Consider the following 14,050-nt stretch of genomic DNA (forward strand, 5'->3'; position numbering starts at 1 on the left):
GGGAGAGTAGGCCGCCGCCAGTTTTTATTTTATTTTTAAAAATCCTTTATCTTATTGATAAAGGATTTTTTTTTGCTTTATACCCAAGCAGGGAACACCTAAACTCATACATAATGAGCAATGAGTAATAATTGATAAACGATACATCAATCAACTATCATTGATCAACTATCACTTATCATTTATTACTTATGCTGGACAGCATACACTCCAGTTGTCACTCCGCAGGAGTCTGAACAAAGTATTATCAAATAACTCAGTATTACTTTTGCTTTTTTAACCTTTGAACTCTTAAGACTCTAATAAAGTTGGCTGGATTCCTGCGGAATGAACACCGTAGAAAGAAACGGCGCAAATGAAACAATTAAATAAAGAATTTATAGATACCCTTTGGAATCCTTAAAATTCATTATTCATTACCCAACTCCAAAGTTATAGTCGTATAAGGATCCAATAGCCTAAGATTATGAAGATTGTAAGTTATGGCGGATCAGATCCTTAGTACGACAATAAATTGTAAAGATCCTATTGCTAATCAATAAATTTTATTGGTTTAGGTGGTCTTTCAATTAGTTAAATAGTTATGAAGATTGTATAATGTGTTTTTTAATAGATTACAAATAGAAAAAGTTTTTTTAAAATTAACTTTTCTATAATTGTTGGCAGTACATTTATTTCTTATCCCACCATATACGGCCTTGTATATCACTTTCACTGGCTCCAAATTCAGGATCCTGTTTCATTTGCTCCAATGCTTTCTTTTGATTTTGATAATTCAGATTATCTTTTGAAGGAGTGGGAAGAACAATTCTTCTAGGCATTATTAATAGAATTCCGGCTTCACTGATTGGATTTTCCAGCTTAAGAGCAGTTGAAATATTAGGTATTCCGGTTCTTTTGATCAAGGACCATACTTCATTAGGCTGTTTAAAATAATTTAAATATTCCTGAATGATAATCTGTTCCAATGCCAATGACGGTGTAAATTTAATCTGTGCTTCATTGAGATAAGCTATAATATCAGCATCACTCGCTATTTTGTAATCATCTACCAGTGCTTCTTTGGCAATATAGTTATAGGTTTCAATAGACGCTCTGATTCCTTGTTCGTAAAGATCTTTTGTATTACCCGGAATAAGATTTCTTGCTGTAAGTTCTGCTTTCAACAGAGAATAATCTGCGTAGGTAAGAATTGGGAATATAGCATTTCCTGTTCCAATAATACCTTTTGAAGTATTTTCCGGCCTCCAGATTCTATATTGCAATCTGGAAATCGTATCATAATTTACGCCATTTAATAATCTTTTTGCTGAAGTATAATAACGGCTCATATCGGCTGAAACCATATTGGGGCTTACTGGGCCGCCAACATAACGCTGATTTTCCATAGTGGCTTTCATTTTACCGGCAGCTACAAGTTTATTTATATTTTCTTGGGAATAATCATTCTGCTGAAAAAAGATAGATATTCTGGGATCTTTATTTTCGTTCATGAAATCAACCATAGGCTTTGAGGCAGACATTCCTACAGGATTAAAATTACCATGCTCTGTAAATCTTCTGGCGCGTAAAAGGAAGCTTGATGCTGTACTGCTAATCTCATCCCTTGATAAAACCTGTGCAGCAATGGCGGTCAGTTTGGCTGGATTTCTTTTCATAAGCCTTGATGCAATTTTCAATCTTAACGAATTGGCAACCCTTTTCCATTTGCTTATATCTCCGTTAAAAAACAGATCTTTGTCTCCGGGGTTTATCTGTACAGATTGATCTGCGCTTTGTATGGCCGTATAAACATCATTCAGCTGTTTGTCAAAAACATCATATAATTGTTCCTGTGTTTCAAATACCGGAGTCTGTGTACCTCCATAGCGTGCCTGAAAAGCTTCTGTATAGGCCATGCTTCCATTCACATCTGTTACATACCATGCATAATAAACTTTTAAAATTGTGGCAATGCTTTTGATGTTCACGTATTTTTTTTGTTCTTCAGCGGGCATATGATCTATTTTATAAATGATGTCTGTAAGTAAAGCACCATGATCTCCATAAAAGATATCTTTCCTCTGATTCATGTTGGAACCGTCACTCATAAACTGTGAAGAATTACCCGTACTGGGAACCAGGGTCTGAGTCCATGGCATAATTCTACGGTAATAATCGTAATAGTATTCGAAACTCGCATTATATCCTTTCATAATGGCTAAAGGAAGAAGTTCTTCAGGGGTAGCATTTATTTGATCTACAGGATTGGTATTAATCTCAGCAAAATCGCGTGTACAGGATATGAAAAAGAGAAGTGGTAAAATAAGTATAAGTATTTTTTTCATTTTTGATTATTTTTTATAATATTTAGAATGAGAAATCCAGATTAAATCCAAAATATCTGGACATAGGAGAGCCTCCATATTCCGCAAAGCTGCCTGCACTGTTGGAATATTTTCCTTCAGGGTTTATTCCATCCGGTAATTTATTATAAATATAAAATAGGTTCCTGCCTATAAGGGATAGGTTCAGGGTATTTACTCCAAGAGATTTGATCATTTCAGGTTTAAAGGAATAGGTAAGGCGTGCTTCACGTAGGGAGACCCATGTATTTTCAAATATAGCCTGCTCCCTTATGCCATTTCCCCATGAGGCTAATCTGTTGTAGTAGGATGATGTTTTTACGGGGTTGATCCACCCTTTTTCATAAGCTTCCTGATAAGTCATACCGCTTACATCTCTGGTGACTCCTTGTTTATCCTTTATGATAGAATTTTGGGCAAATACTCCATCAGGAATTACCCCATATTGAGTGTTGCCCTGGGAATCAATATATTTGATTCCTCCTCTTTCCTCATCCCTGTACTTTAATGTGGATGAAAGGTTGCCAAACTGAACACCATAATTGTAGGTTGCAGAAAGAATATCACCACCTACTCTTGCATCTATCAGTACACTTAAAGATAAGTTTTTATATTTGAAAGTGTTTCTGAAGCTGGCTAAAAAATCAGGAGTTAATTTCCCTACTGTAGTATATTCCTGATTTTGGTAGGAATTTGACCTCAGATAAGAACCATCAGTTTTAAGAACTTTCATTCCGTTTCTGGGATCATCAATTTTATTACCATTCGCATCCAGAGCCTGATATCTGGCATAGGCATATTGGGTTTGTATCAAACCATATTGTTGGCCAGGTATTGCTATACTTTTTACATCAGTACCCATACCCCAGTTTAATACATATTCAGTAACACCGGGATACAGCTCAATAAGTTTATCCCTGTTTTAAGAGAATGTAACTGTGGTATTCCATTTGAAGTTGGGAAGTTTTACCGGAATGGCGTTCACAACTACCTCTATACCTTGGTTTTGCAGATTTCCGGCGTTAATCTGCTGCTGGCGGAGTCCTGATTCTTGCGGTAAGGAAAGAGTTAACAACTGATTGGTTGTATTGGTTTTATAAAAGGAAACATCAAAATCCAGCCGGTTACTGAAGAAAGACATATTTAATCCAAATTCTACAGATCTGCTCAATTCATTTTTTAAATTTAAATTCGCAAGCGAGTTACTATTGAAGCCAACTAACGGAATGCGTGTTCCATCGGGGGAATTGTAAGCTAAAGGATCAGGTCTGTAGTAAAGGCCGGAGCTTGTGTTGTATGGTGAAGTATCTCTTCCAACCCATGCCAGACTTCCTCTAAGGCTTCCGGAATTTATCCAATTTGGAAGTTTAAAAGAATTGGAAAATATCCAGTTTCCCACAAACGAAGGATAAAAATAGCTTATACTTCCATGTCCATCAGGATATGCCAGTGTGGAAGACCAGTCATTACGGCCTGTGATATCAATGAACAGCTGGTCTTTCCATCCGAAATTAGCAAAAGCGTACAGGCCCTGAATTCTTTTTGGGGACTGATTACCATCAGTATAATAGACCTCACTTTCTGCCGGATCTATTGAGTTCTGGATCTGGAAAACGCCCGGAGAATTAAGTCCTCCATTAGTCCATTGCCTTTTGGCTTTGTATTTGGATCTGAAATCTTCTCCACCAACAGATGCATTAAGGGTAAGATTTTCCGACAATTTGAAGTTGGCATTCAATAAAAATTTCGTAGTATACTGTTCCTTTCTTCCTTCCAAAATACTATAGCCACCGCCATTAAATCCTGGGCTTTCTCCAAGTATTTTAGATTCATTCAGAAAATTATAATTATTGAAGTTGCCGTTTATCATTAAGTTTAACCAGTCTGTTAGCTGGGATTTTAGTTCGATCCTGCCTATATAATTGTTTTCTTTCTGGGTTCTTGTATTCTGGAAAATATTAAAATAAGTAGATGCCATACCGTAAGGATCTGCATTGTCTAGTTTCATTCCTCCATTTACAGGATCCATATAATTGTTTTTCCAATAAACCGCATCAAAACTTCTGGGAGTGCCATAGATAAAGCTGAAGAGCGGACTTTCATTTCCTCCCTGAGGTACGGGGTTCTGCCCGAAAGACCGGTTATAGTTGAAACTTGCATCTACCTGCAAATATTTACTGAACTGATGGGTTCCACGGATAAAATAGGCATTTTTGATAAACTTATTACGGGGAAGAATACCGTCTGCTTCCTGATTGGTATAATTGAATAAAATAGTAGATTTTTTATTTCCTCCTGAGAGTTCAAATGAGTTTTTACGATCAAACCCTACCTGATAAATATTCTTATAGTTATTCGGCTGGGGATTCCACAGAATGGTCCTGCCATCAATATCCTGTACTGGTTTTCCGTCAAATTTTGGCCCGTAGCTATAAAAAAAATTGTTAGGATCGATAAAACGGTTTCCGTCAGCATCCGTTGAAAAACTGGGTCCAATACCGGCGCCAAATTCATTCTGAAACCTGGGACCGCCATAGACATGCTGTGTAGTAAGAGAAGAATTTATCCTGACACTCAATCCATTTGTTCCTTTTCCTTTCTTGGTTGTAATGACAATAACCCCGTTAGCAGCCCGTGAGCCATAAAGAGCAGATGCAGCAGCTCCTCTTAATACGGAAACGGATTCAAAAACATCTGAGTTCAGGTTTTTCATTTCATTACCGAAATCATAACCCGCACCCCAGGAGTCCGCACCCGTTACTCCATTGTCAATAACTACTCCATCAACTACTATCAGAGGCTGATTATTGTTGCCTAATGATGTATTTCCCCGGATCTGAATCCTGGCACTGGACTGCGGGCCTCCGGAGCCTGCCGTAATTTCTACACCCGGAAGTTTACCCTGAAGGGCTTCCATAGGATTAACGACACCAGCCTGGGTAATGTCTTTGGTTTCTACTTTGGTAATGGCGTAGCCTAGTTTTCTCTGATCTCTTTTGATCCCAAGTGCAGTAACAACAACTTCATCAATTTGTTTATTCTTTATAGAATCTTTCTTCGCATTTTGACCGCTTAGGTGGTTTGTACTCAATAGAAAACAAAAAACGCCAACAGCCAAGGGATGTCTTGTATTTAATTGTTTCATTTTGTTCATCATTTGCTTATTGCAATATATAAAAAAAATATAGTACAATAGCACAAATGCGAATGTAACGTATTGATTGTCAGTATTTATTGAGTTGTGTTTTTCTTTTCAATGCTGATTTTAATGTATAATTTTCTGTAATTATCAATATTAAAAATATAAAAAATGATCATATACTATTATCTGTAAATTTTATTTTTTTACTTTTTATATGATATAAGCTTTTGTCTATTAGATATGAGGCTGTAAATTATTTATTGTCAATTTATTTAATACGTATGAAGAATCCCTTGCCAATATGATAAGGGATTAATTTATTGAAAAAGGATAACAATTATATCATACCTGTATGACTCCAAGATTGAACTTCTCAGTGATAGGAGAATGATTAGCAGCTTCAATTCCCATAGAAATCCATTTTCTTGTGTCGGCAGGATTGATGATTGCATCTGTCCATAATCTTGCTGCTGCGTAGGTGGATTCAGTCTGTTTCTGATATTTCTTTGAAATGGTATCCAGAATTTCGTTGTGCTCTTCTTCTGAGATTTCTTTTCCTTGCTTTTTTAAGGTAGATTCCTGAATCTGAGCCAGTACTTTGGCAGCCTGTGCACCTCCCATTACCGCTAAATCTGCCCACGGCCATGCAACAATTAATCTTGGGTCATAAGCTTTTCCGCACATTGCATAGTTTCCTGCTCCATAAGAGTTGCCTGTAATGATCGTAAATTTAGGAACTACAGAGTTGGAAACCGCATTTACCATTTTAGCTCCGTCTTTAATAATACCGCCATGTTCTGATTTTGAACCTACCATAAATCCGGTAACATCCTGTAAGAAAATTAAAGGGATTTTTCTTTGATTACAATTTGCAATAAATCGGGTTGCTTTATCTGCGGAATCAGAGTAGATCACTCCTCCGAACTGCATTTCTCCTTTACCGCTTTTAACAAGCTTTCTCTGATTGGCTACAATTCCTACAGACCAGCCGTCCACTCTTGCTGTTGCGCAGATAATACTTTTACCATAGTCTGGTTTATATTCATCATACTCGGAGTTATCCACAATACACTTGATAATTTCATAGGTATCGTATTGTTCAGCTCTTGAAACCGGCATAATTCCGAAAATATTTTCAGGATTTTCTCTTGGCGGGAAACTTTCTATTCTGTCAAAACCTGCTTTTTCAGTAGTTCCTACAGATTTCATGATGGTTTTGATTCTGTTCAGAGCATCTTTATCATCTTTGGCTTTATAATCCGTCACACCTGAAATAGAGCAGTGGGTAGTTGCTCCACCCAATGTTTCATTATCAATACTTTCTCCGATAGCGGCCTTTACCAGATAACTTCCTGCAAGGAAAATAGAGCCTGTTTTATCCACAATCATAGCTTCGTCGCTCATGATGGGAAGATAGGCGCCGCCGGCTACACAACTTCCCATAACAGCTGATATCTGGATGATTCCCATGGAACTCATTTTAGCATTGTTTCTGAAAATTCTTCCAAAATGCTCTTTATCCGGAAATATCTCATCCTGCATAGGTAGATAAACTCCTGCAGAGTCTACCAGATAAATGATTGGAAGTTTGTTTTCCATAGCAATTTCCTGTGCTCTCAGGTTTTTCTTTCCTGTGATAGGAAACCAGGCACCGGCTTTTACAGAAGCATCATTAGCAACAATAATACACTGTCTTCCGGAAACGTAGCCAATAACCACTACAACACCTCCGCTAGGGCATCCTCCATGCTCCTGATACATTTCGTATCCTGCAAATGCTCCAATTTCTATGGAATCTGAATCTTTATCGAGAAGATAATCTATTCTTTCTCTTGCTGTCATTTTTCCTTCATCACGAAGCTTTTGAAGCCTCTTCTCACCACCACCTTTTTTAATTTCGGTGAGTAAGCGATTTATTTCAGATAATTTTAATCTGTTCTGATCTTCTCGTTTATTGAATTCGATGTCCATAAAATTTTCAATTTTTTACGCTTAAAGATACTATTTTTATGAGGAATATAAATTGGAAGTAAAACAGATGTTTAATTATTTGGTTTCTAGTAAATTGTGAAATTTTTAACTAAAAAATATTTTTAAATAATTTATATTTTTTCTAACTTTACACTAGAGTAACAGAGATGGTATTCTCTGCAAACTACTCTAAGTTCCTAGTTTATTTTTTTAATAGTTTATTATTTGAAGGCCCTGAAAGTTTAACAAATTTTCAGGGTTTTTTTGGGCAGTGTAGTTATTATTTTAATTTCTTTTAACTTTTTTTAGATTAAAATTATCTTTTTATCAATATTTTGCGTTTGCTATTTGTAAATTTGCACGTTAAAAATTTAAAGGGGTTAGGTTATGCATAAATTGGCACTTTTCAGGTTGCATTTAATAGTTTTTTTATGGGGGTTCACTGCAATTTTAGGAAAATTGATTCAAGCCAATGCCCAGATCCTTGTATTTTACAGAATGTTGTTTGCTTCTATCTTTCTGTATGTATTTATCAGGTTTTTTAAAAAAGAAAGCATAAAGGTTTCTAAAAAAATATTTTTTCAGCTGGCGGCAATAGGTTTTGCCATGGCACTCCATTGGTATTGCTTTTTTTATTCTATTAAAGTTTCCAATGTTTCTATTGCGCTAAGCTGTCTTTCCTTATCTACACTTTTTGCCTCCATTCTGGAACCTGTTATTTTTAAAAGAAAGATTGATGTATCTGAAGTGGTAATGGGAAGTGTTATCGTAGCTTGTATATTATTGATCTTTAAGACAGAGTTTCATTTTAAAGAAGGCATTATTTATGGAATTCTGAGTGCCGTATTCGGTACTGTTTTTTCTGTTTTTAATGGTAAGATGTTTGGTAAAACAAGTTCTGGAAACATAATTTTTTATGAAATCTTCTGTGGTTGGTTTATTTTAATGATATTTTATTTGCTTTCGGGGCAAATTTTTCAGATGAACGAAATAAACTATAGTGATCTGGCGTTAATATGCTTGTTAGCCAGTGTTTTTACTGCTTTTCCAATGCTGGAATCTGTTAATTTAATGAAATATATATCACCTTTTACGTTAATTTTAACAGTTAATTTAGAGCCGGTCTACGGAATTATACTAGCTTTTTTTATCTTTGGGGAATCAGAACATATGAGCCCGATATTTTATGTCGCTTCAGGTGTTATGATACTGGCAATCATTGCAAATGGATTAATAAAAGCCAGAAAAACTAAAAACTTAAACTAAGCATCAAATTTATATGATGAAAAAATATTTTTTACTTGCATTTTCACTGTTGTTTGGGCTTTCTCAATCTCAGATTATCAGGAAATATTCCAATGAGTTCTTAAATATCGGAGCTGGAGCAAGAGGGCTTGCTATGGGAGGGGCGGTAATTAGCAACCAGGATGATGTATATTCTCCTATGTGGAACCCGGCAGGCTTGATGTCTGTTGAAAGAGACTGGCAGGGAGCAGCAATGCATGCTGAATACTTTGAGTCTATCGCAAAGTATGATTATCTGGCTTATGCAAAAGTACTTGAAGAAGGCGTATTTGGAGTTTCCGTAGTAAGACTTGGGGTAGATAATATTTTGAATACAACTCAGATGATCGATTCTGAAGGGAACATTGATTATGATAAAATTACCAAGTTTTCCCAATCCGATTATGCAGCTATTCTTTCTTATGCATTCAGACCGGGAGGGAATCCTAAACTGGATGTTGGGGTGAATGCTAAAATTGTCTATAGAAATGTGGGTAAATTTGCGAGTGGTTATGGTTTTGGGTTCGATGTTGGAGCAATTTATAAGGCAGATAACGGCTGGAAGTTTGGAGGAATGGTGAGAGATATCACCACTACCGTAAACTTCTGGACGATCAATCAGAAAGAACTTTCTACTGTTGTAAACGGTGAGGAATTCAACCCTGCTCCTAAAGATAAACTGGAACTTACAATGCCTAAACTCAATGTAGGTGCCAGCAAATTATTCGAAATCAATAGCAGTGTTTATGTATTACCGGAAGCCGGGATCAATGTGGATTTTGCTAAAACAGCGTCATTAATTTCTACCGACTTTGCCAGTATCAGTCCATATGCCGGAGCTGAATTAGGCTATCAGAAAATGATTTTTGTAAGATTGGGGATCAACAGATTCCAGTCTATTACAGATATAGAGGATCTTAAAAGAAAAGTTTCTTTCCAGCCAAGTGCGGGTCTTGGGATCAGATATAGAGGGCTAACGCTGGATTATGCCATTACGAATTCGGGGATTGGCGGATCTAATTTCTATTCCAATTTCTTCTCTTTAAAACTGGATATGGGAGCATTCAGAAACGATTAAAACTATAGAAATGAAAAAGTTATTAATGCTGATGTTGGTAGTAAGCTCAACATTGGCTTTTACCCAAAAGATTACCGACTATAGATATGTGGTGATTCCTGAAAAATTTAAAACCTTTAAGAATAGCAGTTTCGGATTGGAAGCTTATCTTGCTAAAGTGTTACAGGAAAAGAAATATGAAATTTTAACTGAGGCTATGGATAAATGGCCATCTGAGGCTAAAAATAATTCATGTAATGTAGCTAATGCTGAAGTATTGAATGATAAGAGCTTGTTTACAAATAAAGTAATTCTACAGTTCAGAGACTGCAACAAAAAGGTGATTTTTGAATCTAAAGGACGTTCAGATATAAAAGAATTTGAAGAGGGGTTTCCTGATGCATTGAAGCAGGCTTTAACATATGTAGCATTCTCCAACCCGGTAGAAATGCTGCCTGCTGCTAACAATAGTAATGCTGCTCAGAATTTCTCACAGTCTGAGCCTGTGGCATCAACAACAAATCAGGAGGGGAGCGATTACTCAAACGGAAAACTGGATCTTCAGAAAATACAGATTGAGCCTAATCAGTTTATTCTGGCAAAATCCGGAAGCTCAGTACCGTTTGCTGTTTTCAAAGCAACTTCAAAGAGCTCTGTTTTCCTTGTAAAAATGGCTGATGGGAATACCACTATCGGATATTTTGAAAATAGGAATATTGTGATAGATATTCCGCAGGCAGACGGAAGGTATTCCAAAGAAGTATTTGTGGCAAAATAATTTTCACAAGCAGAAATAAAAACATAAAAGGCTCTTGAAAAAAAGAGCCTTTTATAATATATATGCTGATGTGTTTTTCATAGTTCCGGAAATTTGAAAGTGGTTTTATCTTTTTTAGAAAAAACGATTATCATAAAGATGTATAATGTTAAATTTAAAAGATTGATAAATTGGAGATCATTTTCATAGTATTATCGTCATTAGTTGATAATACTAATTTATGAATAAAATATAAATAATGCTATTATTTAGTAAAATATTTATTAATATATCTTTTTTATTGATTTATTTCATTTTATGTTGAAAAATAATTGTTTTTTTAATCCCCTGTTAATGAAATAGCAAATAGCCGTAAAATCCTATGAAGAGAGGATTTTTATTAAGAAAATTTAACAGTAGGTACCACGCAATAATTAATTGGTATTAAAAAATTCCCAGATTACTTTCGCCTTACTTTTCCCTAAAATTTCTTCCAGAGTCTCCAGATTGGCCTCTTTGATACGTTTTACGGACTTTAATTTAGACAGAAGCAGTTCAATAGTTTTTTCCCCCACCCCAGGAATTTCTTCCAGTTCAGATTTTATTGTAGAATTTTTTCTTCTCGTTCTGTGATGTTTTACACCAAACCGGTGAGCTTCGTCACGGACACGCTGAAGGATTTTTAATGTTTCAGATTTTTTATCCAGATATAAAGGAATAGGATCTTCCGGGAAGAAAATTTCTTCAAGTCTCTTAGCGATCCCTACAATAGTAATTTTTCCATAAAGACCTAGTAATCTCAGGCTTTTTACAGCAGAAGACAGTTGCCCTTTTCCGCCATCAATAAGAATCAGCTGAGGAAGACTTTCTCCTTCATCAAGCATTCTTTTGTAACGGCGGTAGATCACTTCTTCCATTGTTGCAAAATCGTTTGGTCCTTCCACTGTTTTAGGATGGAAAATTCTGTAATCTGCTTTACTCGGTTTTCCGTCTTTAAAAACAACACATGCAGACACAGGATTCGTTCCCTGAATATTTGAGTTATCAAAACCTTCAATATGTCTTGGCTCTACAGGCATTCTCAACAATTTCTGCATTTCGGCCATGATTCTGTTGGTATGCCTTTCAGGATCTACAATCTGAACCTGTTTCAGTTTTTCAAGACGGTATTCTTTAGCATTTTTTTCAGAAAGCTCTACAATTCTCTTTTTGTCTCCTACCTTAGGAACAATCAGCTTTACATTTGGGATTTCTACAGAAAGATGAAATGGTAAAAGAACTTCTTTAGAATCGGAAGAAAACTTCTGGCGAATCTCAATCAGAGCTTCCTCCATAATATCTTCATCGGTTTCTTCAAGAATCTTTTTGATCTCAGTAGTAAAACTCTGGATGATATTCCCGTTTCTGATTTTAAAGAAATTGACATAAGCAGCGGTCTCATCACTCGTCATTCCGAAAACATCTACATCATCAATATTGGGATTTACTACGGTGTTTTTGGCCTGATAATCCTCAAGAATATCCAGTCTTTCCTTAATAATCTGAGCCTCTTCAAATTTAAGACTGGAAGCCAGTTTCATCATCTGATTCACCAGATAATCTTTTGCTTTCCGGAAATCTCCTTTAATAATTCCGCGGATGGCATCTATTTTTTCGTCATAATCTTCTTTGCTTTCAAGATCTTCACATGGCCCTTCGCAGTTTTTGATGTGATATTCCAGACAGACTTTATATTTTCCATCCGCAATCTTGGCTGGAGAAAGATTCAGGTTACATGTTCTAAGCTTATAAATGTGTTTTATAGTATCCAGCAATATTTTTGCAGGACGTACTTTTGCATACGGACCGTAATATTCTGATCCGTCTTTAATCATATTTCGGGTCAGAAAAATTCGAGGAAAATCTTCATTTTTGATACAAATCCATGGATAGGTCTTGTCATCCTTCAACATGACATTATAAAACGGCTGATACTCCTTGATCAGATTATTTTCCAATAGCAAAGCATCATATTCACTGTTGACAATCGTGGTTTCCAGTCTCTGGATTTTGCTGACCATTATTTTGATCCTGTATCCGGAAAGGTTTTTATTGAAGTAAGATAGAACCCTCTTTTTAAGATTTTTAGCTTTCCCAACATACAAAAGCTGTTCGTTTTTATCATAATAACGATAAACGCCGGGTTCGGATGGTAAAGTTTTGAGCTGTAGTTCTAAAGAAGGATTCATATAACAAAATTAAGGAATTTAGTTTCAGAAAAAAAACAGCAGAAAACAAATGCTTTTCGGAAGTGTTGATTTCCCATAAAAAAAGAGACTGCTTTTTAAAGACAGCCTCTCTCTTTTAATCATAGATTTGTGTTGTTGATATTTGTGTTATACAATTACGACCTGTAAAGAAATCCATCTTGTACCATCGCTGATAATTCTCCATTGCGAATAATTCTGCCCGGTCTGGACTTCATAATTCAATGATGAACTTTTGGTATTGTAACTGTTGGTCTCGGTAATAGCACCAAGCATGGGATAATTTGTAAACGCGCTTTCTCCTGTGCTGGAACCAAGCCTATCGCTGTCATTAATGAAATGCAGGATTCTTCCCGGACACGTGGTAGGATCCGGCAAAATCATATTCGCCGTTGTATTAATAAAAGGACTCGTGTTCCCGATATTGCCAGATGAAGCTCCTCCGGTAGACGCTGTGTTGAATCTCAGAATAAGGATGTAATCATCTGGCTGAATGGTATAAGGTGTTGCAGGGCTGTATGTTCCGGTAATGATTTTGAATCCTTCTACATGGCCGGAAGACGAATTTCGCACATTATACCATTTGTTTGTTGGAGAATCGTAAAAATACAAACCTACAGAAGTTACATTAGAAACTTTATTGATGGCAGATCCGTCTAATGAAGTTACAAAAACAAGAGTTCCGTTTTGGTCTGTTCCGTAAGAAGCGTCTTTTGCGGAAAGTTGAGAGCGGGTTAATCTTGGTGTTGTAAATCCGTCAGGAACAGTTGCTGTAGAAGCCAGACCATTTACCTGTAATGTTACCTTAGGATCGGTAGTTCCAATTCCTACTCTTCCTGTGTCTGTCGCAACAAATTCAGTTCCGGCAGTTCTTGCAGTGCCGTCCGATTTTGTACCGATCTTAACGCTAGATGAAGTTATATCGTTGGTCCAAGCATCATTGGTCATGTCGAGAGGACTCCATACCGTACCATTCCAATAGTGAAATCCCTGTGAAAAAGTGCCTGCATTCGTGATAAGATACACGAGCTGTCCGTTAACTGTTCCATTAACGGCAAGGTCATTCACTCTTGGAACTAAAATACCATCGTTTGCAGTAACAGCACCCGGCCCTGAACTGGTGTGGTTTTTTGCGCGGATATCTAGTGTGGCTTCCGGAGTAGGAGTGTTAATGCCTACTTGTGCTAAAACAAAAGAAGGGGAAACTATAGCCATTAGTAAAGCTAAATATATTTTTTTCATTTTTAT

General features: G+C 36.3%; 9 protein-coding genes. 3 read left to right on the forward strand and 6 right to left on the reverse strand.

Annotated features, from left to right (window positions below):
• Positions 1 to 671 precede the first annotated feature (671 nt).
• The 4 genes from BW946_RS16040 to BW946_RS16050 all read right to left on the reverse strand — a co-directional run bounded on the left by BW946_RS16040 (position 672) and on the right by BW946_RS16050 (position 7,458).
• Positions 672 to 2,327, reverse strand: a complete 1,656-nt coding sequence (locus BW946_RS16040) for a SusD/RagB family nutrient-binding outer membrane lipoprotein (RefSeq protein ID WP_076597130.1) — start codon at positions 2,325 to 2,327, stop codon at positions 672 to 674.
• A gap of 22 nt (positions 2,328 to 2,349) precedes the next feature.
• Entirely contained in the window at positions 2,350 to 3,207 is an 858-nt protein-coding gene (locus BW946_RS21710; protein WP_228402623.1) for a hypothetical protein, read from the reverse strand.
• Between the two features lie 60 nt (positions 3,208 to 3,267).
• Positions 3,268 to 5,490 carry a SusC/RagA family TonB-linked outer membrane protein gene (locus tag BW946_RS16045; RefSeq protein WP_228402625.1) on the reverse strand — a complete coding sequence of 741 codons (2,223 nt, stop codon included), beginning with the start codon at positions 5,488 to 5,490 and terminating at the stop codon, positions 3,268 to 3,270.
• A 339-nt stretch (positions 5,491 to 5,829) separates the two neighbouring features.
• Positions 5,830 to 7,458, reverse strand: coding sequence for an acyl-CoA carboxylase subunit beta (locus BW946_RS16050; protein WP_076597131.1), 1,629 nt, complete (start codon positions 7,456 to 7,458; stop codon positions 5,830 to 5,832).
• Between the two features lie 387 nt (positions 7,459 to 7,845).
• On the opposite strand from BW946_RS16050, the gene BW946_RS16055 reads away from it, so the two are divergent.
• Genes BW946_RS16055 through BW946_RS16065 form a run of 3 tightly spaced genes read left to right on the forward strand, consistent with a single transcriptional unit; the run spans position 7,846 to position 10,577 of the window.
• Positions 7,846 to 8,724 (forward strand): DMT family transporter, encoded by an 879-nt coding sequence (locus BW946_RS16055; RefSeq protein ID WP_076597132.1) that lies wholly within the window; start codon positions 7,846 to 7,848, stop codon positions 8,722 to 8,724.
• Positions 8,725 to 8,737: 13 nt separating this feature from the next.
• A complete protein-coding gene (locus BW946_RS16060; RefSeq protein WP_076597133.1) occupies positions 8,738 to 9,820 on the forward strand; it encodes a putative type IX sorting system protein PorV2 in 1,083 nt (360 codons plus the stop codon).
• A 10-nt stretch (positions 9,821 to 9,830) separates the two neighbouring features.
• A complete protein-coding gene (locus BW946_RS16065) occupies positions 9,831 to 10,577 on the forward strand; it encodes a hypothetical protein (protein WP_076597134.1) in 747 nt (248 codons plus the stop codon).
• Positions 10,578 to 10,990: 413 nt separating this feature from the next.
• Here the strand turns inward: BW946_RS16065 and uvrC are convergent, their stop codons facing one another.
• Together uvrC and BW946_RS16075 are read right to left on the reverse strand one after the other, a co-directional pair.
• Entirely contained in the window at positions 10,991 to 12,784 is a 1,794-nt protein-coding gene (gene uvrC / locus BW946_RS16070) for an excinuclease ABC subunit UvrC (RefSeq protein ID WP_076597135.1), read from the reverse strand.
• Positions 12,785 to 12,931: 147 nt separating this feature from the next.
• Positions 12,932 to 14,044, reverse strand: a complete 1,113-nt coding sequence (locus BW946_RS16075; protein WP_136521066.1) for a hypothetical protein — start codon at positions 14,042 to 14,044, stop codon at positions 12,932 to 12,934.
• Between the last annotated feature and the right edge of the window lie 6 nt (positions 14,045 to 14,050).

Origin of the sequence: Chryseobacterium sp. RU33C, from assembly GCF_900156015.1 — a bacterium.
Classification (GTDB): Bacteria; Bacteroidota; Bacteroidia; order Flavobacteriales; family Weeksellaceae; genus Chryseobacterium; species Chryseobacterium candidae.

Excerpts from the sequence above, each read along its gene's own strand:
- BW946_RS16065 (WP_076597134.1), top strand. The coding sequence starts at position 9,831 with ATGAAAAAGTTATTAATGCTGATGTTGGTAGTAAGCTCAACATTGGCT.
- BW946_RS16050 (WP_076597131.1), bottom strand. The coding sequence starts at position 7,458 with ATGGACATCGAATTCAATAAACGAGAAGATCAGAACAGATTAAAATTA.
- BW946_RS16075 (WP_136521066.1), bottom strand. The coding sequence starts at position 14,044 with ATGAAAAAAATATATTTAGCTTTACTAATGGCTATAGTTTCCCCTTCT.
- BW946_RS16060 (WP_076597133.1), top strand. The coding sequence starts at position 8,738 with ATGATGAAAAAATATTTTTTACTTGCATTTTCACTGTTGTTTGGGCTT.
- BW946_RS21710 (WP_228402623.1), bottom strand. The coding sequence starts at position 3,207 with ATGGGTACTGATGTAAAAAGTATAGCAATACCTGGCCAACAATATGGT.
- uvrC (WP_076597135.1), bottom strand. The coding sequence starts at position 12,784 with ATGAATCCTTCTTTAGAACTACAGCTCAAAACTTTACCATCCGAACCC.
- BW946_RS16045 (WP_228402625.1), bottom strand. The coding sequence starts at position 5,490 with ATGAAACAATTAAATACAAGACATCCCTTGGCTGTTGGCGTTTTTTGT.
- BW946_RS16040 (WP_076597130.1), bottom strand. The coding sequence starts at position 2,327 with ATGAAAAAAATACTTATACTTATTTTACCACTTCTCTTTTTCATATCC.
- BW946_RS16055 (WP_076597132.1), top strand. The coding sequence starts at position 7,846 with ATGCATAAATTGGCACTTTTCAGGTTGCATTTAATAGTTTTTTTATGG.